This window comes from Paenibacillus sp. P22 (genome assembly GCF_000469945.2).
GTDB lineage: Bacteria > Bacillota > Bacilli > Paenibacillales > Paenibacillaceae > Paenibacillus_O > Paenibacillus_O humicus.
This window is the reverse complement of record NZ_CBRA020000101.1, coordinates 1-24,896: the sequence shown is the minus strand read 5'-3', so window position 1 is coordinate 24,896 and position 24,896 is coordinate 1. Positions and strand designations below refer to the sequence as shown.

Annotated in this window: 21 protein-coding genes, 1 pseudogene and 1 riboswitch; of the genes and pseudogenes, 9 read left to right on the top strand and 13 right to left on the bottom strand. The window is 59.4% G+C overall.

Features of this window, described 5'->3' with window-relative positions:
- Positions 1-373: 373 nt before the first annotated feature.
- Positions 374-1,939, top strand: a complete 1,566-nt coding sequence (locus BN871_RS14940; protein WP_021880385.1) for a sensor domain-containing diguanylate cyclase — start codon at positions 374-376, stop codon at positions 1,937-1,939.
- A 309-nt stretch (positions 1,940-2,248) separates the two neighbouring features.
- Positions 2,249-3,252, top strand: a pseudogene (locus BN871_RS14935) (oxidoreductase).
- Between the two features lie 137 nt (positions 3,253-3,389).
- Here the strand turns inward: BN871_RS14935 and BN871_RS14930 are convergent.
- The 4 genes from BN871_RS14930 to BN871_RS14920 all read right to left on the bottom strand — a co-directional run bounded on the left by BN871_RS14930 (position 3,390) and on the right by BN871_RS14920 (position 5,842).
- Positions 3,390-3,899, bottom strand: coding sequence for a GNAT family N-acetyltransferase (locus BN871_RS14930; RefSeq protein ID WP_048746994.1), 510 nt, complete (start codon positions 3,897-3,899; stop codon positions 3,390-3,392).
- Between the two features lie 105 nt (positions 3,900-4,004).
- Positions 4,005-4,160, bottom strand: a complete 156-nt coding sequence (locus BN871_RS28420; RefSeq protein ID WP_021880628.1) for a DUF6254 family protein — start codon at positions 4,158-4,160, stop codon at positions 4,005-4,007.
- A 154-nt stretch (positions 4,161-4,314) separates the two neighbouring features.
- Positions 4,315-4,818, bottom strand: a complete 504-nt coding sequence (locus tag BN871_RS14925; protein WP_157060299.1) for a hypothetical protein — start codon at positions 4,816-4,818, stop codon at positions 4,315-4,317.
- Between the two features lie 151 nt (positions 4,819-4,969).
- A complete protein-coding gene (locus BN871_RS14920) occupies positions 4,970-5,842 on the bottom strand; it encodes a PPK2 family polyphosphate kinase (RefSeq protein WP_048746990.1) in 873 nt (290 codons plus the stop codon).
- A gap of 645 nt (positions 5,843-6,487) precedes the next feature.
- Here BN871_RS14920 and BN871_RS14915 point away from each other — a divergent pair.
- Positions 6,488-7,237 (top strand): GTP pyrophosphokinase family protein, encoded by a 750-nt coding sequence (locus BN871_RS14915; protein ID WP_021880632.1) that lies wholly within the window; start codon positions 6,488-6,490, stop codon positions 7,235-7,237.
- A 91-nt stretch (positions 7,238-7,328) separates the two neighbouring features.
- Here BN871_RS14915 and BN871_RS14910 read toward each other — a convergent pair whose 3' ends face one another.
- The 4 genes from BN871_RS14910 to BN871_RS14895 form a co-directional block, all read right to left on the bottom strand.
- A complete protein-coding gene (locus BN871_RS14910; RefSeq protein ID WP_048746988.1) occupies positions 7,329-8,177 on the bottom strand; it encodes a hypothetical protein in 849 nt (282 codons plus the stop codon).
- A 113-nt stretch (positions 8,178-8,290) separates the two neighbouring features.
- Positions 8,291-10,579, bottom strand: coding sequence for a M56 family metallopeptidase (locus BN871_RS14905; protein ID WP_021880635.1), 2,289 nt, complete (start codon positions 10,577-10,579; stop codon positions 8,291-8,293).
- A gap of 43 nt (positions 10,580-10,622) precedes the next feature.
- Entirely contained in the window at positions 10,623-10,997 is a 375-nt protein-coding gene (locus tag BN871_RS14900; RefSeq protein ID WP_269745433.1) for a BlaI/MecI/CopY family transcriptional regulator, read from the bottom strand.
- Between the two features lie 277 nt (positions 10,998-11,274).
- Positions 11,275-13,140 carry an LTA synthase family protein gene (locus tag BN871_RS14895; protein WP_332310220.1) on the bottom strand — a complete coding sequence of 622 codons (1,866 nt, stop codon included), beginning with the start codon at positions 13,138-13,140 and terminating at the stop codon, positions 11,275-11,277.
- Positions 13,141-13,386: 246 nt separating this feature from the next.
- Between BN871_RS14895 and BN871_RS14890 the strand changes: the two genes are divergently transcribed.
- The 6 genes from BN871_RS14890 to BN871_RS14865 all read left to right on the top strand — a co-directional run bounded on the left by BN871_RS14890 (position 13,387) and on the right by BN871_RS14865 (position 18,204).
- Positions 13,387-13,974, top strand: a complete 588-nt coding sequence (locus tag BN871_RS14890) for a sigma-70 family RNA polymerase sigma factor (protein WP_069202499.1) — start codon at positions 13,387-13,389, stop codon at positions 13,972-13,974.
- 96 nt (positions 13,975-14,070) lie between these two features.
- Positions 14,071-15,216, top strand: coding sequence for a hypothetical protein (locus BN871_RS14885; protein ID WP_048746983.1), 1,146 nt, complete (start codon positions 14,071-14,073; stop codon positions 15,214-15,216).
- Positions 15,213-16,157 (top strand): ABC transporter ATP-binding protein, encoded by a 945-nt coding sequence (locus tag BN871_RS14880; protein ID WP_048746981.1) that lies wholly within the window; start codon positions 15,213-15,215, stop codon positions 16,155-16,157. Before BN871_RS14885 ends, BN871_RS14880 begins: the two co-directional genes overlap by 4 nt.
- Positions 16,154-17,044, top strand: coding sequence for an ABC transporter permease subunit (locus BN871_RS14875; RefSeq protein WP_048746979.1), 891 nt, complete (start codon positions 16,154-16,156; stop codon positions 17,042-17,044). The genes BN871_RS14880 and BN871_RS14875 overlap by 4 nt, the downstream gene beginning before the upstream one ends.
- 24 nt (positions 17,045-17,068) lie before the next feature.
- Positions 17,069-17,377: a hypothetical protein gene (locus tag BN871_RS14870; protein WP_021881986.1), complete on the top strand. Its 309-nt coding sequence runs from the start codon at positions 17,069-17,071 to the stop codon at positions 17,375-17,377.
- A gap of 257 nt (positions 17,378-17,634) precedes the next feature.
- Positions 17,635-18,204 (top strand): hypothetical protein, encoded by a 570-nt coding sequence (locus BN871_RS14865; protein WP_157060298.1) that lies wholly within the window; start codon positions 17,635-17,637, stop codon positions 18,202-18,204.
- Positions 18,205-18,560: 356 nt separating this feature from the next.
- Here BN871_RS14865 and BN871_RS14860 read toward each other — a convergent pair whose 3' ends face one another.
- From BN871_RS14860 to BN871_RS14845, 5 genes are all read right to left on the bottom strand, one after another.
- Complete coding sequence (locus BN871_RS14860; RefSeq protein ID WP_232313084.1) at positions 18,561-20,741, bottom strand: LTA synthase family protein; 2,181 nt, start codon at positions 20,739-20,741, stop codon at positions 18,561-18,563.
- 407 nt (positions 20,742-21,148) lie between these two features.
- Complete coding sequence (locus BN871_RS14855) at positions 21,149-23,245, bottom strand: S-layer homology domain-containing protein (protein ID WP_232313087.1); 2,097 nt, start codon at positions 23,243-23,245, stop codon at positions 21,149-21,151.
- A gap of 302 nt (positions 23,246-23,547) precedes the next feature.
- Positions 23,548-23,748, bottom strand: a riboswitch (cobalamin riboswitch).
- Between the two features lie 24 nt (positions 23,749-23,772).
- Positions 23,773-24,213 (bottom strand): type II toxin-antitoxin system death-on-curing family toxin, encoded by a 441-nt coding sequence (locus tag BN871_RS14850; protein WP_021881728.1) that lies wholly within the window; start codon positions 24,211-24,213, stop codon positions 23,773-23,775.
- Positions 24,210-24,347, bottom strand: a complete 138-nt coding sequence (locus BN871_RS27760; RefSeq protein WP_021881727.1) for a hypothetical protein — start codon at positions 24,345-24,347, stop codon at positions 24,210-24,212. Before BN871_RS27760 ends, BN871_RS14850 begins: the two co-directional genes overlap by 4 nt.
- Before the next feature lie 233 nt (positions 24,348-24,580).
- Positions 24,581-24,896, bottom strand: a 316-nt coding sequence (locus tag BN871_RS14845) for a DALR anticodon-binding domain-containing protein (RefSeq protein WP_048746973.1), incomplete at its 5' end; no start/stop codon positions are given.

The following is a 24,896-nucleotide window of genomic DNA, read 5'->3' as shown; positions in this document are numbered from 1 at the left end:
CCTTCCCCGTGGAAGGCGTTACGAAAAATGAAAGATAACGTGACATAATTCGACAAGGAACCTATCATCTCTCGCGTGTGATAAAAGAATACTTCTCCAAATCTTCTTTGTCTAGTAATAATTAACAAGAATTTAAGTTTATTTTAACGTTGCCCGAATAAATCTGCAATTAGTTATTGAATTAATGCGTTAAAGCATTTAATTGATGCAGACACTTCTGTATGCGCTCTCTGCTTCTTTCTTAAAGTTATCTCATAATAACAGAGGATAATAAAATAGGCCTCGCTCCATATATACATAGGTCTGAGATCCCATCTCGAACTTCTATTTCCTCCATTATCTGCTATAATTCGACCAGGGGGTTAGTACATCTATGCTTATGACCTGGACATACCTGGTCGCCGCATGCGTTCCTTTCGCGCTTATCCTGCTGGTAATGCCGTATAGACGGGTGCCCGGCACTTCCATATATATCGCTATGCTGGCGCTTTCTGCGGTGCTCAGCTTCGCCTCGCTGATGCAGTACGTCATGCCGGAATTGCAGACCAAAGTTTTATGGCGCAATATCTCGCAAATTTCAATGTTCATTTATCCCGTGCTCAGCTTGTTCCTGGCTTTGGCCCATTCGGGGTATGAGCGGTTGGTACGAATCCGTCCCATCATCTATGCATCCCTGGTTCCAATCGTGGCGATTTTGCTCATTTTCACCAATGACTATCACCATCTCATGCGCGCATCGGTGAGGATCGGCGCCGACGGCATGCTGGATATCGAGAGGACGGCTCTCAGCTCCATGTTCATCTCCTACAGCTCGGCCAGCCAAGTTCTCGGCATCGCCGTGCTTTTCCGCACCTGGCTGACAGCTGCCGGCACAGACCGGCGCCGGCTCCTGGGCTTGATCGGAGCGGTGCTCATTCCTCTTGTATCCATTAATGTGAGGCTGGCTAATCCGGCCTTGGCGCAAGGCATTATTGGCGCGCTGGTTTTCTCCACGTTTCCGGCCTGTCTGCTGATCTTCTGGAGCTTCTATCGCTATCAGGTTCTTCATGTCGTTCCCATCGCCCGGAACAAGCTGTTCGAGATCATGAAGGACGGCATCGTGGTGCTCGATACCCGTCAGAGGGTGATGGATCATAACGCTTCCGCCTCGCGGCTCATCGCCAAAGCGGGCGGAACGCCAGGAGGCGACTGGCGCGGACTGCTGCTCGGCCAGCTGATCCCGGATGCCGATGCATGGTCGGAAGCTCATGAGCGCCGGATCGAATCCGAGGTGAGGCTGCGCTTCAGGCGGCCGGGATCCGAGGATATCTGGCTGGAGGTGAATGTCACTCCGCTCGTATCGGGGCGGGGAGACTTCTATGGAACGCTGAGCGTCATCAGCGATATATCGGAATCCAAAAAGGTCGAGAAGGATTTGCGCCGGAGAGCGGCGATAGACGGTCTTACGGGATTGTACAACCGCACCGGCTTCATCGAACGGGCGCAGCGGCATCTCACGCTGTGCGTCGAGAACGACCGGCCGTACAGCCTGCTCATCATGGATTTGGATCTGTTCAAAGGAATCAACGACCGTTTCGGCCATCAGAACGGAGATCTGGCGCTGCAGACATTCGCTGAAGCGGCCCAGAGCGCCGTGGACGGCAACGCGATGTTCGGGAGAATCGGCGGGGAGGAATTCGCGGTCGCGGTGCCTGGCGCCGGAGCCAAGGAAGCGGAGCGGATTGCCGAGCGCATCCGAGCCGCTGTCATGGCGGCCGAGGTGCATGCCGATGACGGGAGGCAAATCCGGCTGACGGTGAGCATCGGCGGCGCATCAACGGAGCTGAAGCCGATGAATGGGGACAACCTCTTCCAGCTTTTGTACGGCGAAGCCGACCGGTGCCTGTATCAAGCGAAGAAAGACGGCCGCAATCGGGTTGTTTTCCATCCAAACGATTGAATGGAGGCCTGGGGCAACCCGGGCTTTTCGGGCTACCCTCTACAGGAGGAGGCTAGTCTTGACCCGATGCGGCTGCGGGAGGAAAATAAGGGTAATCGGAAGGAGGCCACTGAAAAACAAGCGGAGGGTGAGGAATCGATTCTGGAGAAGCGAATGCGCTCGCCTTTGTCACCGGATTTCAACCGTAAAAACGGTAAGAATCAGAGAAATACGGGGACAACAGCGATCGGAAGAACGATCCGCGCACGCAGCGACAACTTTTTCAATGGCCTTATCGTAAGTGAACTCATATTCCAGGGAGGGGACGTCATGCTTCAATTCAGATCGCTGATCGTGGACAAGCAGGATGAAGACGTGGAGGCGGCCGTGCAGACGATGGAGGAGGCGAAGCTGCCGGAAGGGGACTTGCTGATCCGGGTAGCTTACTCCAGCATCAACTATAAGGATGCGCTCGCCCTTGAGCCCGACGGCCGGATCGTCAGCCGTTATCCCCTGATTCCCGGAATCGACGCGGCAGGCGTCGTGGAGAAAAGCTCCGAACGCAGGCTGCCGCCCGGAACAAAGGTCATTGTCACCGGCCATGGCTTCGGCGTGAGCAGCATGGCGGGTATTCCGAATACGCCCGCATACCGGCGGAGTGGGCGGTGCCGCTGCCGAAGGGGCTCACCACGCGCGAAGCAATGGCTCTCGGGACAGCGGGATTGACGGCTGCGATGTCCATCCAGAAGCTGGAGGACGGAGGCGTGAAGCCGGGCAGCGGTCCGGTCGTCGTGACCGGGGCCAGCGGCGGCGTCGGCACGCTCGCCGTCTCCATGCTGGCGGGGCTCGGCTACGAAGTCGAGGCCGTCTCCGGCAAGCCGGAAGCGGCCGAATTGCTGAGGGAGCTCGGAGCAGCCCGGATACTGACCCGCGAGGAGCTGCTGCCGGCAGAGCAGCGGCCGCTGGACAAGCAGCGGTGGGCGGGAGCGGTCGACTGCGTAGGCGGGGCGATGCTGACGAATGTGCTGAGCCGGATCCAATACGGCGGAACAGCCGCCTGCTGCGGCTTGACGGGGGGCTCGGAGCTGACCGGAAGCGTCTTCCCGTTCATCCTGCGGGGAGTTCAGCTTTGCGGCATCGATTCGGTGTGGGCGCCGCAGGAGCTGCGGACCAGGCTATGGAAGCGGATGGCGGGAAATCTGAAGCCCCGCGGCCTGGAGCGTCTCATTCGCGAGGTGGAGCTGAACGATGTTGCAGAAGCGGCTCAGGCTTTGATTGCCGGACGCTCCGAAGGGCGCAAGGTGGTCCGGATCGCAGCAGCTGGCGGTCAATGAAACAAGCCGCCTGGAAATGAAGGGACCTTTAAAGGTCGCTCCGTTCCAGGCGGCTTTTTGATTGGAAAATGATTGCCGATGAGGAGAAAGGACGGCGGGATTGTCGAGCAAGCAGCCGCTTGCCGAGGCTCCGCTCGTCAAACCTTGCGGCCGACGTACACGAGGTCGCGGCTGATTCCGTCCAGGATGGCGACATCCGGCAGGCGTCCCCACTGTCCGAAGCCATGCTTTTCGAACAGGCGAAGGCTCGGTTCGTTATGCCCGAATACGAGGCCGACCAGCGTGTGGACGCCGATCGCCGGACAAGCTTCCATGGCCTTCCGCAGGAGCAGGCCTCCGATTCCTTGGCCGCGGAGAGCCTCGGACAGGTAGATGCTGATCTCGGCAGTGCCGTCATAAGCGGCGCGCGGATGGAAGGACTGGAAGCTCAGCCAGGCGACGATATGGTCGCCGTCCTTCAGCACCCACAGCGGACGGCGCTCCGCCGAGTGCTCGTGAAACCACTGGATGCGGGCGTCGGTCGAGATCGGCTCGAGGTCCGCCGTCACCATCCTTCCCGGTATGGTCGTGTTGTAAATGGCGACGATGGCGGGGAGATCGTCAAGCGAAGCATCGGTGAGCGTATAGGACAGCAGCGTGTCGTTCATGGGTCGTCTTCCTTTCGGGTTCCGGCGCTCCGGCAGCTTTAAGCCTATTCTAGCACGAAAAACCTGCGCTGCCATAGAGGGCGGCGCAGGCTGGACAAGGGGACCTTACGGGGTCGGCGGCTGAGACGAAGACACGCCTTCAGACGGAGTAACGCCGAGCTCGTCGGCATATTCCTCGAGCGACTTGATTTTGCCGTGCGGCTGCTGGTTTTGCTTGCGCTGCTTCCAATTGCTTTCCCGGCGGTTTTTAGCTGTGCTCATATGGTCCCCTCCTTCCACTCGGTAGAATGGGCGAAGGGGCGGCGATCTATTCAAGACGCTTCAGCTGGGCTCATGGGACAGATAAGCCTGAGGCTCGCGGCGGATCGATTCCGCAGCCAGCTTGTAGGCTTCGGGAACAAGGGAGCGGTACAGCTCATAAAGACCGGCGATTTCCGCAGCCAGCTCCGGATCGTTGTCGAGATCCGATGCTTTGGGCTTCGGGGGGAGGTAGAGACGGACCTTCGGCTTTTTCATGGAGCTCGGATGCGTCGGCGCCGGCTGCATCTTGGCCAAGCCGCTTGCGATGCACCGCCGCCGTATCCGCGAGCGCTTCCAGCAGCTCGAGCGATCCGATCCGCCTCAGCGCCGCCAGAATGGCGGCCCACTGATCCGGCGACTGAAGCAGCAGCCCGGTCCAGGCATAATACTCCCAGGCCGAGCCGCGGGCATGGCCGTCGAGCACCCGCAGCATGAAGAGATCCTGCCTTTCCGGCGAAAGGCTGCGATAGGCGGCTGTTTTATCGGTTTCAGAAGCTCCGCGGAGCCGTGCGAGCAAGGGCCCGATGCAAGCCGTCACCAGCTGTTCATCGCCCATCTCCTGCCATCGTTCCCGTTCGATGCCCGGCTTGGCCGTCATCGATTCCATCCCATTTGTCATTGAATTCCTCCTCTGTCAAGTCAGGCCATGCGGGTCCGGGGCAGCGGGTTCCTTCCATGCGCTCCGGATGATTTCATGCCCGCCGGCAGCCTCGTTCCCGTATTCGCCGGCAGGTTGGCGTTTTCCTCCCGTCGGTCGGGAATGGCTGCAATTACGCAAGAAGAGGACGGGAGGATGAGTTCGTTTCCTTTTCCGCATCTATTTTTTCCAAACTGGATTCCTCGATCGGAAAAGCGGATAAATCCAGCTCCGGCTTCGGATATTCCAGACCGAGCTTCTCCAGCTCCTCCACAAGTAGGCGGAGAACGAGATAATTGCGGAACCAGCGGTTGTTGGACGGAACGATATGCCATGGGGAGCCGTCGGTCGCCGTGCGGCGGATCGCATCCTCGTAGGCGGATGTGTATTCCTTCCAGTATTGGCGCTCCTGAAGGTCGGTCGGATCGAATTTCCACAGCTTCTCGGGATTTTCCATCCGGTCCCGGATTTTCTCCAGCTGGAATTCGGGAGAGATGTGCAGGAAGAGCTTCACGACGAGCACGTTCTGCGTCGTCAGCATCTCCTCGAAATGCCGGATCTGCTTCAGCCGGCGGCGAGCCTCCTTGTCGCTGACGTGGCCGTGCACCCGGGTGATAAGCACCTCTTCATAATATGAACGGTTGAAGGCAGCGATGTAGCCTTTGGCCGGAACATCCTTGTGGGTGCGCCAGAGAAAATCGTGGGCGCTCTCCTCCTCGGTCGGCTTCTTGAAGCTGTAGGCGCGGAAGCCGCCGGGGTTGATGCCTCCGAACACCTTCTTGATGACGCCGTCCTTGCCGCTGCAGTCCATGCCCTGGAGAACGACCAGCACGCCGTTGCTGCGCGAGGCGAACAGGCGGTCCTGCTGCTCGGCCAGCCTATCCAGCAGGTCCTCGAACTTCTCCTGGACTTCATCCTTGTCCTTGAATCCGGCGGTATCTTCGGGATCGTAGTCCTTCAGCCTGAGCTTGTCGTCGCTTCCGATCCGGTAACGGTCCATGTTCATTCGGCAGTCTCCTCCTGGGATGATTCAGAGTGGAAATAGGTCTATCAAGTAGATTACCCCAAAAAGCGGAAACTCCTGCCGGAATTGCCGGAGGGACGGAAAATAGATTGTTTCAGGGAGAGATGCATGAGGCAGGCGTTGCCTGGACGGGAGGCGAAAGGATATGGATTCATGCTGGGGGAGGCCGCAGGGATGAAGGAATTTGAGATCGAGAGCTGCGGAGGAGGCCGGATCCATGCTATTGATACGGGGCAAATAGCGGTTCAGACGATATGCTGCCGCTGCTTATCTGCCCGGACCTGGCGATGACGGCAGAAGGTTACATCCCCAACAGGCTGCTGCCGAAGCAGAGGCCGGCCGCGCCTCCAGGGAGCTTCGCGAATTCGAGGCCTCCGCTCATGACGTCTTCGCATCGGAGCCGGAAGTCCTCGTCCGAGAAATGAGGGAGTGGATGAAGCGCCGCGAAGGTTGCGATCAGGCGGGCTTGTCCGGCGCTTGTTGAGATGGGGCATATTCGTCCGGCCCTTTTATGAGTTTGAAGGCCGGCTCCCGGCGCGCTCGGACCGCTTTTTTGAAATCAGGGGGCGTATTGTGAGATGATAAGGGGGATCAAAGCGGCCCAAGCGGCCGGGCAAGGAGCCATCCATGAACTCTTCGCAGCTGCAGCCATTCAAGAAGCTGAAGAACGACATTACCCGTTTCATGATGATGTACAAGTTCGCCCTGGACGAGATGGAGACGAAGATCGAAATCCTCAAGGAGGAATTCCAGCTTCTCCACGATTACAATCCGATCGAGCATACGAAGTCGCGCGTGAAATCGCCTGAAAGCATCATGAACAAGATCTACCGCAAAAACTGCGAGTTCTCGCTGCCCGCGATCAAGGAGAAGATCCAGGATATCGCCGGCCTGCGGATCACCTGCTCGTTTGTATCCGATATTTACCTGATCCACGACATGCTCAAGGTGCAGAAGGATCTCGCCATCGTGCAGGTCAAGGATTATATCGCCCATCCCAAGCCGAACGGCTATCAGAGCTTCCATCTTCTGATCGAGGTGCCGGTCTACATGTCGGATCGTCAGGAGAAGGTGCTCGTCGAGGTGCAGATCCGCACGATTGCGATGGATTTCTGGGCAAGCCTCGAGCACAAGCTGTATTACAAATACAACAAGGCCGTCCCCGAGCATCTGCTTCGCGAGCTCAAGGAGGCGGCGGATTCGGCCGCCGCGCTGGACCTCAAGATGGAGCGGCTGCATCGGGAAGTCCAGTCGCTGCAGGAGGAAGAAGAGGAAGAGAGCGACTTCCTGCCGGCGCTGTTCGGCGAGGGAGAGCGACGCGGCATCCAGATTCCGCCGCAGCTGCTCGGACTGCTCGGCGGCTCCGACTCCAAGTAGTCCGCAGCTCTCTGTCGCTAAGGGAAGTTCCCAAGGGAAGTTTCGAACGAAGGTCCCGGCCGTGCCCGTCATGGCCGAGGGCCTTTTTCGATTATCCCGGCAGCGCTGTGGGGCGGTCGGCCGTCCATGCTCCCGCGTCCGGAGTGTCCAGCTGCTCGTCGGCATCGAACGGGAACCCCTCTCCGGCCATGCTGCTCGCCAGCAGCGCCGTCGCAGGGTCCAAGGGGCGGGGCTTGGGAAGCCCGGCGCAGCAGTCCCGGGCGGCCTCCAATCGATCGCGCAGCGAGGCGGTGAGACACTCGGCAATGGCGGCTTTGTGGGAGGTTCCGACGAAGCCGAGTCCGCCGCACAGCGGCAGCCTGCGGTCTTCCAGCTCCTCCAGCAGCCCAGGGCTCAGCTTATGATGATGGAACGGTCCGAGCAGCTGCTCGTTCTCGGGCTCCAAAGGAAACAGGAGCAGATACAGAAGCTCGAAGCAAGCCCTCTCCGCGCTGTCGGCCGAGCTTGATGGAGAGGGCGCGGCAACGGCATCCTGCACCTGAAGATGATAACCGGCGTAACGTTCGCAGAATTGCTGGTACTGCTGCTCGTAAAGAGCCAGCTCCCGCCATACCAGGCCTGCCTCAGCGCTGTACAAGGAAACTCGGCGGAGCAGGCCGGTGAGCAAAAAATGACGCTTGAGCTCCCGTTCCATCCAGCCGTACTTTTCATCCGTCAGTCCAGGGTTGCCGCGCAGCACGGCTTCGCGCACCTGCAGCAGCCATTCCTGCGGCAAGGCCTCCTCGAGCTTGCGCTCCTCCTCGGCAAGCTCTGCCGGCATTCCCGGAAGCAGCCCTGTCCTGGAATCTGCAAGCTCCCTGTAAGCCGCTTCCTCCTCGCCTTTCTTTTCCCCGCCGCTCTTTGTCGGCTCTCCCAGCAGATTTTTCAGCTTGCCCAGCATCCGCCCTCATCCCTTCTGTCGAATTCTACTTAAGATTAACCCTGCCGGGGGCAAAGGCAACCGCAAGGGCGGAAAGAATGAAAAAAGGCCGCCCCGGAGGACGGCCATCGCGGTCATGCCTTCTTTTCATCCAGGGCCGGAGCCCCGATCAGCGACTTGACGTTCTCTTCTTGGTTAGGCTCCAGGCCGAGGAAGGCGGCGGTGAAATAAATGCCGTCCTTTTCCCACAGGTAAAAGAGCTGGCGCCGGGTATCCTTCTTCGGATCGACTTCAAATACATCGTAGAATCTCTTGCCATCCTCCGCCACGGTGACGCGGACGCCATCCAGATCGAGCGTCCGCAGGACGGTCATCTTGGCGGCATCGACGATAGGAGCCTTGCTCTGATACAGGTTGAGCGTATCGTTCATGGAGTAAACGGTCGATTTTAAATCGGGATCCGGCTGATAGCTCGTTTCAAGCGTATCCACCGCCGGCCTGAATTTGAAATACCGAGTCCGGTCGCCTGCCTTGTTCAAGCGGGCGTCCATGAGCTTCCATTGACCGTCCGCCAAGGTGGAAGAGATATTGATGTCGAAGCCCAGCGCCTCCTCAGCCTTCTGCAGGTCCTTGCCGTCGTATAGCGGGAAGGTGATCCCTTCGCCTGTGTAGTCGACCTGCTTGATCTGCTCGGGAAACACGTAGGAATGCAGCATTTTTTCCAGATCCGGCATCGTCACATTGCTTCGATGAGTAAGCGTTCCTTCACGGGTATGGTTTTCGCTGAAGTAATCGACGGCATACCAGATCCCCTCATCCTGCCATACGAAGCTTTTGGCTGTTTCCGGCAGATGCCAGGGATAGGTTTGAATTCTGGAGACCAAGGTGCCCTGGATCCCGGCAAAAGTGGCATCCGCATACTTGAAAAATTGAGGATCCGCCGGACCCCAAGTCGCCGGCGCGTTTGTCCGCACTTCCCCGCCGCTCTGGGAGCTATAGATTGTATCCAGCAGGTTTTCCTTGGAAGCCAGCAGCTCGAAGGCTTTCTCATGCGGGAATACTTCATATCCGTTTTTGACGGTTATGGCGACGACGTTGTCGTTCATGTCCATGTATTTGGCCAGATTGATATTCTCCAGCCGATAGCCTTTCGGAAGATAGTCGGGCACCTTGTACGTGAACCCGGAAAAATCATTCGCCCTCTCCAGGCTGGAGAACCATTTGGACCAGTCGTTTATCCGCACAAGATGGAATGAGGCCGTATGCGCCTGTGCTTGCCCGGATCCGGCTTGCGGAGCGGCGCCGGTCCTGGTGTTGGGAGCTTGGGCGAGTACGACGGCTCCGATGGCGAGAAGCGCCAGAATGGCGGCGGCGGACAGGCGATAGGAGCCTTTGCGGAACTTGGCGATCATCGTAATCCTCCGTTTCATTTCGTGCTCGTGTTCAAAGAAAGGCGAGAAATTGGCCGCTGTCCTGGAGCTGCGGGCCAAAACTTTCGACAGCAGCAACAGCGTCCTGCCATAGGCGGCGGATTCCCGCTCGCCGAGCACCTCCAGCACTCCGGCGTCGCAGGCTACCTCGCGGTCCGCTTTCATTTTCCGGATGGCCAGCCATACGAAGGGATTGTACCAATGCAGCGCGGCAGCCAGCATCCACAGAAGATTGATCCACAGATCCTTGCGCTTGTAATGAGTCAGCTCATGCAGCAGGATGTGCTCCAGCTGTCTGGAATCGGCGATGACGGCGATATCCGCCGGCAGATAGATTTTTGGCCGGGCAAGTCCGTAAAGGAAGGGACTCCGAGGCCCATAGGTTTCATGGATCGGAATCGGCCGCTTGATGCCCAGCGTCCGCCGGCATTTCTCCAAAGCGGACCTGATGCCGGGATCCTCGATCCTGCGGGACGAGCGGAATTTGAATTCGAATCGGAGCGTGCCGATCAGGAAGCAGAGGCATAGGACGGCAAAGCCGGCCAGCCAAGACAGCGCAACGATCGGCAGAGGGCTCCAGCGGGCTTGTCCGCTCGCCTTTTCCTCGAGGGGAGAGGCGGGAGGAGCTGAAGCTGGCGCCGGAGGTTCCGATGTTTCCGGTTGAGGATGATCCTCCGGCACGGGTACAACGACTGGCTGCGTGGAGGCCGCCGTGCCGTCATCGACGGACAGGCTTGGAACCGGCGGGGTCTGGCGCATGGCGGAATCGGCCTGTGTCGCCGCCTGCGGCATAAGGCCGAACAAGCTGATCGGGCTTTGCGGCGCCAGCGGCACGAGCAGCTTGATCAGCACGAGCAGCCAGAGGGCATAGGCCAGCTTGGAGCTCGGCGTCTTCTTGAACAGCTTCCGGAAGGCGAGCAGCGCCAGGATAAGAACGGTCGATGCCAGCGAGGCCGTCAAGAAGAGATGAAAGATCGTTTGAATCCGTTGCATGGCTCGAAAGCTCCTTCATGATCGCGTCGGGACACGAACCGGGCTAGGCGTCGGGGCGTTCCGCTGTTTTTTGCTTCTCCAGAAGTTTCTGGAGCTCGTCGATGTCTTGTTCGGACAGGTTCTCTTCCTGGATGAATCGGGCGAACAGCATGCCGACGGCTCCGTTGTACACCCGGTCCAGAAAAGACTTGTTCTCGGCCTTCAAATACTCGGCATGGGATACGAGCGGATAATACAAATAATTCCTTCCGGCTTTCTCGAACCGGATCGCATTCTTTTTATGAAGGCGGTTAATGAAGGTTTTGATCGTCTGATCCGACCACTGCATCTGCTGGGACAGCTCGGCAATGATTTCCTGGGCGGATAAGGGCTCTTTTTGCCAGAGAAGCTTCATGATCTCGCTCTCGGCCTCGGTAATACGGGGGGGATACGCTCATTGCAATCCATCTACTCCTTGAAAAAGAATGTTTACGTATGTAAACGACAATTAAAGATTACACTTGTAAACGTAAGCTGTCAACTCCTTTGAAGCCGACTCCAGCATGCGGCTGAAAAACCTTTGCGGAACCAAAAAAGAAAGACGGGACGAAGCGGAGGAGAGGCTCGGCTTCGTCCCGTCGGGATCTGGCGGCTGTAGGCTCAGCCGGTGATGATTAAGCGGGCTTAGGGGACAATTTAACTAAGGAGTGCGGAATTCAACGCTGCGCGCCGCCATGCTCCGGCAAGGCCTCCATATAGCTGTCCGACAGGCGGAGCAGCTCCAGCGCCCGATTGTAGGCATCCTCGTCGGAGCCTGCAGCCGGGGTGCCCGGCTTCAGCGGATAGCGGTTGCCGTCGTCGTACCCGATGCCGGGAATATAGAGCGAGCTGCCGCTGAGCAGCGTGCCGGAAGGAAGATAATAACGCTGAGGCAGAATATTTTGCGATTGGCTGAGAAGATCCTGGCCGAAATGAAGCTGACCGTCCAGCGAAGCCCCCGCAAGGCCCGCGATGGTCGGAAGCAGATCGACCTGGCCGCCAAGCGTATCGAGCTCTTTTCCCTGCCTGCTGCCCGGCAGCGTGAGGAGAAGCGGAACGTTGATCATGTCGGGATAGCCGTATTCATGGCCGAGAATCTCTTTCATGAGCTCCTTGTCCTTGCGATCGAGGGAGAAGAGCGGGAGCCCTTGATGGTCGCCATAGACGACGAGCAGGGAATCTTCCCACAGTCCGGCGGCCTTGAGCTCCTCCACCAGCTGGCCGAAGGCGTAATCGGCATAGCTCTGGGAAGCGATGTAGTCGCCGACGAATGTCTTCTCATACCGCTCCGGAAGCTCGAAGCGGCTCAGCCCGTCCGGAAGCGTGAACGGATGATGGGCGGTCATGGAGATGATCTGGGCATAAAACGGCTTGCCCTCGCCGTCCATCTCCTTCAGCTTGCCGGCCGTCTTGGCGTACAGCGTCTCGTCGTCGGCGCCGAAGAACACCTGGTTCTCCTTGCCGAAAAACGGCTGGTCGTAAAAGCGGTCGAAGCCGACCGCCTTGTACAGCTCGCGGCGGTTCCAGAAGTCGACGACGTTCGTATGGAAGGTCGCGGACTGATAGCCCTGCTCCTTCAGCAGCTTCGGCAGGCTCGGAACGTCCTTGTAGGCGTAGGACATCGTTGCCGCTCCGCTTCGCGGGATATAGAAGCTCGTATTGGCGACGAACTCCGCATCGGAGGTGTTGCCCTGCCCGACCATCTGATAGAAGTTGTTGAAATACAGGCTTTCGCGCGCCAGCTTGTTGAGGTTCGGCGTCACCTCCCGCCCGTCCAGCTCCAGGCCGATCAGGAAATTCTGGAACGATTCCAGCTGCAGGACGATGATGTTCTTGCCTTGTGCAGCGCCTTGGAATGGAGAAGCTTGCTTGGGATCGACGCCTTTGAGCTCATCGATGCGGGCCTGCGTCACCTTGGCCGGATCCTCCAGCTCCGTCTGTCCCCGATCGACGAGCGCGAACGCCTCGTAGTTCAGGATGCCCATCTCCTCGGCCTTGGTGTGCTCGTTCATGCTGGCGCGGTTCGGCACGATATTGAACAGGCACAGGGCAAAGGACAGAACGGCGACGCCGGCGAAGACAGCCTTGCGCCGGTTGAAGCGTGCGGCGGGCTTTTTCAGCAGCTCGCGCCGCTTGCGGATCAGAATGACAGCCAGGACGATAATATCGAGGAAGATCAGCGTGTAGTACGGATCCATCAGCGAGAAGACGCTGTTGCTGACCGCCGTCACCTGGTTGACCTGCTGGAGCGCATGCCAGGTGGCGATGACCCCGTAATATTTATGGTACATGAAGACCGAGAAGAGGATGCCGGTCAAGGCGGCGTCCGCGATGACGTAATAGATCAGCTTGCGCTTGCCTGCGAACATCTCCAGCAGGCCGAAGATCAGCCATGCGAACGGGAGCTCCGTCACGAGAATCGCCCACGACGGGCCGCCGTCGAAGATGACGAACCAGGTCAGCATGCATTTGAGCAGTATGATGATGGAAAAGAACAGAAATGGCCGGCTGGAAAACATCCGGGTAAACCGATTTCGCTGCAAGGTCAAACCTTCCCTTCTCAACATTTTAGGGGTGAAACATTACGCTCCATGTCAGCTTTAAGATTCAGTTTACATTATGGGGAATGCGCAAGGCCTTGTCAAAATGAAGGATAGGCAGCCAGAGGAAGGAAAGGGGAGGAAAGCGGCGGAACGTAGCCGGATAAATTTAATTCCCCCGGGGCTGATACATTTGCTCGACGGCATTCGTCTTTTATACAGCTGCAGCAAGAAAGGAGGATGGGACCTTTGACGATTCCGGAATCGGCAACGTTCAAGCAGTTGTTCTACGAGCATCATCCGGCCGTCCTTCGCAAGCTGACCGCGCTTCTGCGCGACGAGGCGGTGGCGGAGGATCTGGCCCAGGAAACGTTTCTGAAAATGTACCGGCAGCCGCCGGACAGCCTGGAGGCGGCCGGAGCATGGCTGCACCGGGTTGCGACGAGGCTCGCTTACGACTATATGGGAAGCGCCGCGAGGCAGCGCAGGCTGGCTGAGCGGCAGGAGCAGCAAATTGCTGTAGATGGGATTTCAAGCCCGTCCGGCGAGGACGAGCTGATGCGCAGGCTCGATCAGGAAGAGGTGCGCGACTGGCTGGAGGAGCTGCCCGAGCGGGACCGCCGGGCGCTTCTGCTCCGGTACTCCGGATACAGCTACGCGGAGATAGCGGAGGAGCTGTCGGTGCGGCAGCCGATCGTAGGCACCCTGCTGGCGAGGGCGACGGAGAGGCTTCGCAAATGCGCGGCGGCTGCCGAACAGCGCCAGGGAGATGAGGGGATGGCCCTGACAGGTTCGGCGGGGCTCGGGCCGGTTCAACCGAAGGCGGAATTGCGCTAAAAGCGTTGTGAAAAAATGACCTTCGCAATGGAGTCGGAGCGTCGGCGTTTTTATGACGAATCAGGATGAGCCTGATTGAAGGAGGATGGGTCGAATATGACGGAACAAAGGAAAGATACAGACACAGAAAAGAAAAAGACGGACGAGGCTTGGCTGCGGATGCAGGCCGCACTGGCGGGAGAGCAGCCTCATGCCGCATGGGACAAATGGGATCGCGAAGGCGGAATGGCGGCAGCGGGGGTTGCCGGTACGGTTCAGGACGCCCCGGCAGCCGGAAGCGGCAGGGTCGGGACCGCGACGGCTGGCGATGTCGGCGCTGAGGATCGCGTCAAGACGGCAGCTTCGGCGAACGTCAAGCCGCCCCGCCGCATGAACAGCCGCGCCCGCCGCTGGACGACGATCGCGGCAGCCGCGCTGATCGTGGTGACGGCGGCGGCGACGCCGGCCGGCAACAAGGCGCTGGCGTCCATTCTCGGCCAGTTCCGCATGGAGCAGGTCGTCAGCGTGGATGAGAACGAGCTTCAGCGGATGTTCGATTCCTTTTCGGACGGCCAGGTCCGCGAAGCGATCAACCGGTTCGGGACGTTTACGTCGGAGTCGGGACGGTACAAGGACAATCTGAGCCGCGAGCAGGCTGCGGCCGAGCTGGGCTTCGCCATGCTCCCCGAGAGCTTGACGGGCAAACAGGAGGCGTTCTTCATATCCGGAGGACAGACGGTGACGCTCAAGATGAACGTGGACGAAATCAACAAAGCGATGAAGCAGCTGGGAGCTTCCAAGCTGATGCCGGCATCCGTAGACGGCAAGGAAGTGAAGCTCGAGACGAGCAAGACCGTTTCCTACGATTTGGCCAACGGGGAAAAAGGAGAATACGCTTCGATTTCGCAGCAGCTCGTGCCGACCGTCGAGGTTGAGCCCGGCGTAGGCCTGGAGGATGCAAGGGATGCGGTGCTGCAGTTCCCGCTGCTGCCGCAATCGCTGCGGGCGGGGCTTCTGCAGAGCGAGTTCCTCTCCACGGGAAATCTCGTCATGCCGGTCATCACGGACGGGAAGTCGGAGAACATCAAGGTTCACGGCATCTCCGTCATCCTGAGCAAGTACAATTACAATGAAAACGGCAAGGATCGTTATTCGGCTACATGGGTCAAGGACGGCCAGCTGTTCACGCTGGACGGAGGTAGCCTGTTCGCCGGCAAGCTGGACGCGTTCAAGGCCAAGCTGCAGGAGCTGATCTCCGCGTGATCGCCATCCAGACCGAAGGGCTGACGAAGCGGTTCGACAACGGCCGCGGCTGCAGCGATGTATCGATTACCGTAAGGGAAGGGGAAGCCTTCGGCTTCCTCGGTCCCAACGGCGCGGGCAAAAGCACCTGCGTCAAAATGCTGGTCGGCCTGATCTTCCCTACGGAAGGTCGGGCTTCCCTGTTTGGCGAGCCGATCGGGAGCCTCTCGGCCCGAAGGCTCCTTGGTTACTTGCCCGAGCTGTACCGGTATCAGGAGTGGCTGACCGGCGAAGAAGTCGTTCGCCTGCATGCGCAGATGTGCCGCCTTCCAAGGGCGGAGGCGGATCGCAGGGTGCCGCAGCTGCTGGAGCGGGTCGGCATCGGCCTGCGCTCGAGGGACCGGGTGAAAAATTACTCCAAAGGCATGCAGCAGAGGCTGGGCCTCGCCTGCGCGCTGGTCGGCGATCCCCGCATCCTGTTCCTGGACGAGCCTTCTTCGGCGATGGACCCCATCGGGCGAAGCGAGGTGAGGGAGCTGCTCCATGAGCTGAAAGCCCAGGGCAAGACGATCTTCCTCAACTCTCATCTCATGGAGGATGTGGAGTCGCTCTGCGATCGCGTCGCCCTGCTCAACAACGGCCGCATACTCCAGCAGGGGACGGTCGAGGAAGTGCTGCAGCAGCGTCCTGTCTGGCGGCTTCGCGTCGGCGGCTTTGCTCCCGCGCTGCTGGATTGGCTGCGCGGGGAAACGGGGCTGGCTTTCCGGCTGGCCGCCTCGGAGCCGGATGGCTCCGCCGTGCTGGAGGCCGAGCTGGAGAACGAGGAGCAGGCCGGCTGGCTGCATGCGCTGATTCTGGATCAAGGCATGACGCTCTACGAGTCGACGCGCGCCAAAACGAGGCTTGAGGAATGGTTCGTCACCGAGCTCTCCGGCAAGAGCCACAGGGGGGAGAAAGCATGACCATCATTCTTCGCATGACCTGGAAGGAGCTGCTGCGCAAGCGCGTCCTGCTGCTGACGCTATTCATGACCGTGCTGTTCCTGATCGCATACTGGTTCATCGCTTCGGCCATCGGCGGTGAAGTCCGCAGGTATGGGCTGTCTCCCGACGATCCGCAGCTTCTGGTCGAAAGGTACAGCCGCGGCATGTTCATCATCAGCCTAGGCTTCTTCTTCGGCGCGTTCGTCGTTGCTTTTCTCTCCATTTTCAGTTCCTCTTCCGTCATCTCAGGCGAGGCGGAGCTGGGAGTCATGCAGGCGCTGATGCCGCGGCCTCTGCCCAGGTGGCAATGGTATGCGGGACGCTGGCTCGGCTACGTCAGCTTTGGCATGGGCTACTCTCTGGTGCTGTATGCGGCTATACTGGGCGTTGCCGGCATGCATGCCGGCGTACCGAGGGACATGGGAACCCTGTTCATCGCCTATCTGCTTTTCGCTTCCGTTGTTCCGCTGCTGGTATCGGTGTCGATGCTCGGCTCCGGTTTTCTGTCTGCCATCGGCAACGGCGTCTTCATGACGATGCTGTACGGCGGAGGCTGGCTGGGCGGCATGATCGACAAGCTGGCCGCTCAGTTCGCCTCGCTTCAGGAGACGGTAGGCGGCTCGCTGGCCACCATCTCGGGTTTGCTGTCGCTCGCGATGCCGGCTGACGGCCTGCAGCGCACGATGATGGACAGGCTGTTCAATATGGATGCGCTGAGGCAGTTCACGGGCATCCAGGTAGACAGCCTCATGTCGATGTTGGGAGTCGGCTCGGCCCCCTCTCCAGCCTTCCTTTGGTATGCCTTGGCCTATACGATCGTTGCTTTTGTGCTCGGCATTTGGCGCTTCCAGCGCAAGGATTTGTAGAGGCGGTGCGGAGAATCGATTCATTTGGAATTGCAAACGGAAGGAATGGACGAGCCAAGCGACCTGCCGGAAGGATTGGACAATCCTAGCGAGCCATCGGAAGAACTTGACAATCCTAGCGAGCCATCGGAAGCACTGGACAAGCCAAGCAATTCATCGGAAAAAAATGGACAAGCCAAGCAATTCATCGGAAAAAATGGACAAGCCAAGCGGAGGGATACTTGGCTTCTTTCCTGTTTCGCTTCAGCTGGCCTCAGCTCCATATCCTCCTCCGCTCCCATCTTTGCCACAAAAAGGCGCAATTTCGTTTCAATGCTTTCCCGGCTGGGGTAATAGGAAAAAACCTGTCGAAAAGAGTTGAACGGCTTCAAACAACACCATAAGAACCGCTCAGGCGTTAGGCCGTTTAGGATGCCGATTCCGGAATCCGAATGGAACGGGATTGGACTGAATTGGAAGAAGCCTTTTTCCGACCCGAAGCAACCCTGTCCCTTGCAGATACGTTACTACTGTATAGGCTGGGAGGACGAGCAAGTGTCCGGACCAGCGCCGCCAAGCCGGAAACCATTCTGGGTAAGGGAGGAAGCGCCGTGAGAGATCAATCGAGATGGATGGGAGTCGGGCTGATTGCGGTCGGCCTGCTGGTCGCCTTGGGCTGCTGGCACTTCAACCACGGAGGCAGCCGCGCGGATGCGGCAGCGGGCTCCGCCATCTCTGTCTCCGCTACCCAGGATGACTCTCTTCTGCAGAAGCTGGGCATCAAGCTCGAGAATCCCGGCGTCGAGAACAAGGCGCCTCTGAATCTCGTCCCCCAAGGCCGCGCCGTGCAGAATGCCAAATGGGCCTATCCGAAGGTGGCCAAGACGGCATCCTCCATCTCCTGCGTCTATCGTCTGATCAGCAAGCCGGATTTCAGCTCCTTCTCTCCCGAGGCCTTGGCGGCCAATCCTGTCCTTCGCGAAACCCGCAAGCTCATGCGCACTCCCCGTTTACGTCGTGAGCTTTGTAAGCGGTGCGGCAAGCGGCGGCTCCGGCATCGATCCGGCAGCTTCCGGGAATTCAGGTGCTGGCGGCCTGGAGACGAATGTTGTCGTGGACGCGATGACGGGAGTTACTCTGCTGTCGTTCAGTTATTGAAATGGCATGGTTGTTCGAGATAAGCAGCACGGCATGAGGTGTCTTTTTGATGCTGGCGGACATACGATCCGCTATTTCGCTAAAATCATGTTATTTGGGAAATGATCGGACATTGGTTCCGCTATTTACGTACTGCTATCGGCATGGCGATGAACATTGCAGCCATAACGGAACGTATGTCCGATAGCAGGGCGATAGGAATTCTTTTGCGTTAAATAACGGAACGTATGTCCGATAGAGAACGGCATTGGGAACATTCGGTTCACGCCTTCTAAAACCAGATCCGAAAACAGCGCAATGAGGTATGGCTTCATGAAGCTCTTCATATCGCAGCATACAAAAATGCCCGGCGGAACCGTATCCGCCGGGCATTCGCATTTTACTTGGACTTGCGGGATTCCGCGCCTGCATCTTCCGGCTCGGGATCGTTGCCGTTGGAAGGCAGCGAGCGCACATAGCTGTCCGACATGCGCAGCAGCTGCAGCGCGCGGTCGAATTCGTCGCGCGTAGCGCCGTCGCTGCCTGGCTTGGCGCCTGTTCCAGCAGCGTTGCCGAGACCGGCCGTGCCGCCGGTGCCGGAAGGCTCGCCCGGCTTGCCTGGCTGTGGGCTGGCTTCGCCCGCTTTGTCGCCGCCCGAGCTTGCTGCGCCTTGATCGCCGCCGGCATTCCCGGCCGAGCCGCTTGTAGAATTCAAGCCGCCGCCGGCATTCCCCGCCGAGCCGCCTGCAGAGCCCAAGCCGCCGCCGTCGCTCCCAGCCGAGCCATTCAGCCGAGCCGCATTGGCGGAAGCTTCCGCCGCGGTCGGCAGCATGATCCGGCTGCCGTCGCCGAAGCCGGTGCCGGGCACGAAGATTTCGCTATCGTCGATGAAGGAGCCCGACGGGAGGTAGTACCTTTCCGGCAGCAGGTTGCTATGCTGGTTGAACAGATCCTGCCCGAAGTGGAGATGGTTTTCCATCGGCAGGCCGACGAGATTCGCGATCGTCGGGAAGATGTCGCTTTGGCCGCCTACCTGAGTCTGAACGGAAGCCTGAAGCAGGCCCGGAGCCGTTACGATGAGCGGAATATTCATCATCTGGGAGGAATCGTACTTGCGTCCGTCGAGCTTCTCCAGCAGATCGAGGTCGCCGTCGGACAGGGAGTAGATCGGCAATCCCATATGGTCGCCATAGATGGCTATGACGCTGTTGTCCCACAAGCCGGCATCCTTCAGCTCCTGGAACAGCTGTCCGAGGGCATAGTCGGTATAGTTCTGGGCGCGGATGTAATCCCCGACGAAGGAGTCCTTGTACGTGTCGGACAGCTTCAGCTTCACTTTGCGGTCCGGGATGTTGTACGGATGATGCGAGGACATGGAGATGAGCATCGCGTAGAATTTCTTGCCCTCGTCGCGCTGCTTGGCCAGTTCCTGCACCGTCTTGGCATACAGCACTTCATCCGAAGCGCCGAACGCGACCTTGTCCTCGCCGCCGAAAAACTCCGTGTCGTAGTAACGGCTGAAGCCGAGCGCCTTGTACAGCTCCTTGCGGTTCCAGAACGCGACATCGTTCGTATGGAACGTGAGCGCTTCATACCCTTCCGCCCGGAACGCCTTCGGCATCGAGGGGAGGGATTTGTCCGCATAGGCTTGAGTCGCCGGCACGCGCAGCGGCACGTAGAAGGAGGTATTGGTCAGGAATTCCGCATCGGAGGTGTTCCCCGAACCGGCCTGCTGATAGAAGCGGGGGAAATACGCGCTCTCTTGAATAAGCTTGTTGAGGTTCGGCGTAATTTCCTTGCCTTCCACGGTTTTATTGAGCAGGAAGTTCTGAAACGCTTCGAGCTGAATGACGATGACATTGCGGCCTTTGGCGGCGCCCGCATAGAGCGGCTGCTGCGGAGCCGCCACCCCCTTGAGCTTGTTCACGGCCTCCTGCGTGACGGTCGAGGCGGGAACGAGCTTCTCGTTCCCCGCCGTCGCCATCAGGAACACCTCGTAATTGAGGATGCCCATGCGCTCGTTCTGCACCAGCTCGTTGGAGATGCCGCGATTCGGCCAGACGATGGCCATGCAGATGCCTAGCATCAGGATGAATCCCGAGGCCGGAATCCAGGCCGGCATCAGCCTGCGGTTGGCCAAGCCGCGCCAGGCGCGGCGGAATGTGCCGCTGAAGCCGAGCAGCAGCCAGGCGGCGACGATATCGACATAGATGAGCAGGAAGTAGGGATGAAGCAGCTGGAAGACGCTTCCTTTCACCTCTGTGACCTGCCCGATCTGCATGAGCGCGTGATAAGTGACGATGATGCCGAAATATTTGTAATACATAATGACGGCGAAATAGACGGTCGTCAGCAGCAGGTTGACGATGAGATACGTCATCAGCTTGCGCCTCCTGGCGAGCAGCTCGATCAGGAAATAAGCGGCCCACACCGACGGCAGGCTCGTCAGCAGAGGAAGCCATACATGCTCGCCGCCGTAGATGACGAAAGCGGCCAAATAAATTTTGAACACAAGAGAGAGCGTAAAGACGACGAAAGGACTGAGCCAGAACGCCTTCCGGCTCCAACGGTAGTTAGCCACGGGAATCTCCTTTGCGCGCCGCCGGGAATGGATGAGAAGGCAGCCGCGTCCGTAATGAAAAATAAGCTTCCTCCATTGTAATTCCCCGGCTTGGCGATTACAAACCGGTCGATTGCGCCGCGGCCAGGGCTGAAATCTGCGGAATCCAGTTCACTGCGGTACTGAAATCTTGAGCAGGAGGCGCAGCGGCAAAGGGATTCCAAGATAAAATCATCTCCGGAGCAGGGGGTGAGCATCAACCTCCAGGCTTCCGGAGGTTCCCGGGTTTCCTCTACGGTCTGCCGGAGATCAGCCGCGCATCGAGCCGCGCCGCAACGTTCTATTCCTTCTCGACTGTTGAATGATGCCGAAAAGGGCCTTCCGGTCGGAAGGCCCTTGGCTGCCGTTCGATGAAACGACGGGGAGTGCTAGTTGGCCGCTTTAGCGAGGCTCTCGTACGCGTTCAAGATCGCTACCGCCGCCATCTCGCGGGTTACGGTCGCTTTCGGATTGAAGTTGCCGTCCTTGTCGCCGACCATCAGCTCGGTGCCGTGAACGGCGTTCACGGACGATGCCGCGTAAGCGGAGACGGACTTGATGTCCCTGATGTCGCCCGAAGGGGCTGCGGACAGGTCAAGCTTCAAGGCGCGGGCGAAAATGACGGCCATATCCTGGCGGCTGATCGGCGCGTCCGGCTGGAACTTGCCGCCGCCGGTGCCGGTCAGGATGCCGCTGGCGGAAGCCGTGACCACAGCCTGCTCGTACCAGCTGCCGGCCTTCACATCGGTGAAGGCTGCGCTCGCGGACGAAGCCGGCTCGAGGCCGAGCAGACGCACGATCAGCGAAGCGAACTCGGCACGCGTCAGCTTCTGCTTCGGCGCAAATGCAGGAGCCGCACCGTTGCCGGAGATGCCGCTGATCAGACCGGAAGCATAGCCGTCATGGACGGAATCGCGGGCCCATGCCGCGATTTCCTTCTCGTCGGAGAAGAGGGCGGAGGTCGAGCCGACGGTCAGCTTCTGGACATGCTTCAGCACGGAAGGAGCCTTGGCGTCGCTGTAGCCCGTCACCGTCAGGTCATAGCTGCCGGCCGGCATCGCCTGGAAGCGGGCCGTGCCGTATGCATCGGCAGTTGCCGTCACGGAGCCGGCTTTCACGCTCACTCCGGCAGCGGGGGTGACGGTATAGGCGTTGGCGGTGTAATCCCAGGTCTGCTGGCTTACCTGGACGGTGAAGGCTTCGTTGTCGCGCGGCTGGCGCGGGCTGACCGCTGCGGAGCTGATCAGCTGCGTGTTGTCTCCATAAAAGACGGCCAGTCGGTCGCCCTTCTGCAGAGCGAAGTCGCCCATGCCGACGGAAGGCGTAATCCAGGCACCGCCGCGCTGGACGGCGAACAGCCAGCCGTCGTAGCCGCCGAACTTGCCGCCTTCAATGCCGCCGATGGAAGCGACGTATTTGCCGAACTGCATCGATTTCACTTCCACGGCCAGCTTGGCGTCGGATGCGGCTTGCGTCAATGCATCCAGCGCATACACGGCGCGGGCAACGCCGCTTGCCAGCAGCGTGGCGTTCGGTCCTTCCACGCTCACGGTTACGCTTGGAGCGGGCTTGGCGTACAGTCTTCCGGTGCCGTTCTTGAATTTCTCGTAGGCGGTCAAAGCCTGGACGGACTGATAGGCGCCGTAAGCATTGGCGGCCAGCGGCAGGGAATGGGAGAAGCTGCCGTCCGCATTGCGGAAGGTGAACAGCTTGTCCAGCAGCCCTTTGCCGTTTTGGACGAAACGGCTGTCCGCGGGGTCGACGCCCGCGGAGGCGAGGCCGATGACGATCTGGGCGATGCTTTCGCTGCTGGATTCGCCGTAGCTCGTGAATCCTCCGTCCTTATCCTGCTGTTTGGCCAGCCAGGAGACGATTCGCTCGCCGGCCTGCTTGGCTTCCGGCTTGTCCAGGTAAGGAGCAAGTGCGGTAAGGGCGGCGCCCGTCAGATCGGGATTGCCGGATTTTTCGCCGTCGAAAGCGAAGCTTCCGTCCTGCGCCTGATGCTTCAGCACTTCGGCCACAAGGGCTTCGCGCGTCCATTTCGCGGCGGCAGGCACTTCATAAGCGCCGTAATCCAGCGCAAGCAGAGCATAGATCGGACCGTTGACGCCTTGGCTCGTCATGCGGCTGCTGTTGGCGATCCGCTCGATCAGGTTGACGCCCTGGAAGGAGGAGGCGTCCTCGCCGATCGCAGTCACCGCGAGCGCCGTACGCTCCAGGTCCGTGACTTTGGTGAAGCCGGCGGCTTCCGTGCGCACCGTCTTGGCGAGTCCGGCCGCATAGGATGCCGGAAGCTCGAGGCCGGCTTGAGAGGCGGCGATGGCATCCCAATCCGACGAGATTCCGCTTTTGAGCAGCGTCTGGCCGGCTTGGCGCAGGGCGCTTGCGGTATCGGGAGCTGCGGATGCAGGCGCGGCGCCTGCGGGAAGAAGGGAGACGATAAGGGCGAGCATGAGCATCCAGGACAGCGAGGCTCGGGTAAGCATGCGTTTCAAAACGGATCGACCTTCCTTCGGAAATAGTAGTAGCCGCTGCGGGGGGCTCCGGCACATCGCGGCTTCCCATGTGCCGGAACAGGCGAATCTCGTCCGCTTCGCTTGAGGGGGCGGACAATGGAACCGATAAAATCCAGTCTGGACAGGAAAAGAGCCCCATACGCCAAGGCTTGAAGGGAAAAGAAAAAAGCCGCCTCGAGGGCGGCGAAAAAGTACCCATAGATGGGCTGCGGAAATAGACCGTATCGGTCGGCCGCAGCTCAGCCGCATCCGCTCCCACCCCCCGAAGAGCATTGATGCGCAGACATTCGGGCAGGTCTCCTGGCTACAGCTTCATCGTCTCGTGCGCGCCTTCCCGCCATAAAGGCAGTGGCTGCATGCGCAGAGGCTCGGCATTCACAGTGGCGGGACCGCGCCGGCTTCAACCGGACTTCCCTATTAAGCCTGGCGGAATCGGACATGTCCGCGCAAGCACCCGAATGATTCTGAATATGGAACAATCCCATCTATCATAAGGTTCAGGCCAGAGGTTTGTCCATAGGGGACAGCGATGGCGACGGGGCCTTCAGCCCATGCTCGGCCGGGCAGCGCGCGCGGATCCAGGCCTCGCACTCGTCCAGCTCCATCTTCCAGGTTGCCGCCAGGATGGCCGCGTCGACGAGATCGTCTTCATCGATCTCCAGCTCGCAGCCGTTCACAAGCAGGAAGGTGAGCATCGCGTGCATCGCCGTGGCGGCATTGCCCTCCCGAAAAGCGAAGGAGCGGGCCAGTCCATGCCAGTAAAGCGCGGCCTGCCGGATCAGGCTGTCGGAATCCGAGGAGCCGAAGCTCTCGTGAAAGGGACGATCCACGATTTGAAGCAGGAAGCCGGGATTGCGGAATCCCGGCAAGACGCCGTACGTATCCTGATGAAGCATGTGGATCTCGATCAGCTGGGGAATGGTCAGCTTGGTCGTCATGAGCGATGCGCCAGCTTGCGGAAAGCGATGCGGTGCTTCAGCAGGAGCTGCTTGGCGAGCAGAAGGACGCGCTCGTCCTGTTCCGCCTCGGAGGGCCTTTTTTTGTCTGGAGAGATGTTTTTTCGTTCCGGCATGGTGGAATCAAGCTCCTTTCAAGTGAGGGGGACATGTGTTCGTAAACAAATTTTACCATTTCAATCCCTATCAATCAATAGTTAAATTGAACTTTGCAGTTAAATTTGTCCCGGTTCCCGATGTCCTTGCCTGCATGGTTGGAAAGAGCCGTTCTCCCTTCGATTTCCGCAGAAGCAGCCCTGCTCCACCGGGCCTTCTTTGCCCGCCCGGCCTTCGTGCTCCGTCCGGCTATTCAGATCCTTTCCGGGGTCGGAATGCCCAGCAGATGGAGGCCGTGCTTAAGCACGGAGGCGGCGGCTCCCGTGAGACGGATGCGGGCAAGGCCGGCCCTTTCGTCGGCTCCAAGAATGCGTTCGCTGTTGTAGAACCGGTTGAAGCTCTTCGCCAGATCGAGCAGGTAGCGGGCCAGAACCGACGGCTCGTGCTCGCGCAGCGCGCCGCGAATGGCCTCTGCATAGGTGCCGACAGCCATCAGGCAGGCTCTGGCGGCAGGCGCGGACAAGGCTTCCAGCCTGTCGGGGCAGCCGTCCGGGCCGTCCGGCTCGCCG

Excerpts from the sequence above, each read along its gene's own strand:
- BN871_RS14885 (WP_048746983.1), top strand. The coding sequence starts at position 14,071 with ATGACGGAACAAAGGAAAGATACAGACACAGAAAAGAAAAAGACGGAC.
- BN871_RS14910 (WP_048746988.1), bottom strand. The coding sequence starts at position 8,177 with ATGCTGGGCAAGCTGAAAAATCTGCTGGGAGAGCCGACAAAGAGCGGC.
- BN871_RS14920 (WP_048746990.1), bottom strand. The coding sequence starts at position 5,842 with ATGAACATGGACCGTTACCGGATCGGAAGCGACGACAAGCTCAGGCTG.
- BN871_RS14925 (WP_157060299.1), bottom strand. The coding sequence starts at position 4,818 with ATGACAAATGGGATGGAATCGATGACGGCCAAGCCGGGCATCGAACGG.
- BN871_RS14875 (WP_048746979.1), top strand. The coding sequence starts at position 16,154 with ATGACCATCATTCTTCGCATGACCTGGAAGGAGCTGCTGCGCAAGCGC.
- BN871_RS14905 (WP_021880635.1), bottom strand. The coding sequence starts at position 10,579 with ATGCAACGGATTCAAACGATCTTTCATCTCTTCTTGACGGCCTCGCTG.
- BN871_RS14850 (WP_021881728.1), bottom strand. The coding sequence starts at position 24,213 with ATGACGACCAAGCTGACCATTCCCCAGCTGATCGAGATCCACATGCTT.
- BN871_RS14930 (WP_048746994.1), bottom strand. The coding sequence starts at position 3,899 with ATGAACGACACGCTGCTGTCCTATACGCTCACCGATGCTTCGCTTGAC.
- BN871_RS14855 (WP_232313087.1), bottom strand. The coding sequence starts at position 23,245 with ATGCTTACCCGAGCCTCGCTGTCCTGGATGCTCATGCTCGCCCTTATC.
- BN871_RS14940 (WP_021880385.1), top strand. The coding sequence starts at position 374 with ATGCTTATGACCTGGACATACCTGGTCGCCGCATGCGTTCCTTTCGCG.
- BN871_RS28420 (WP_021880628.1), bottom strand. The coding sequence starts at position 4,160 with ATGAGCACAGCTAAAAACCGCCGGGAAAGCAATTGGAAGCAGCGCAAG.
- BN871_RS14915 (WP_021880632.1), top strand. The coding sequence starts at position 6,488 with ATGAACTCTTCGCAGCTGCAGCCATTCAAGAAGCTGAAGAACGACATT.
- BN871_RS27760 (WP_021881727.1), bottom strand. The coding sequence starts at position 24,347 with ATGCCGGAACGAAAAAACATCTCTCCAGACAAAAAAAGGCCCTCCGAG.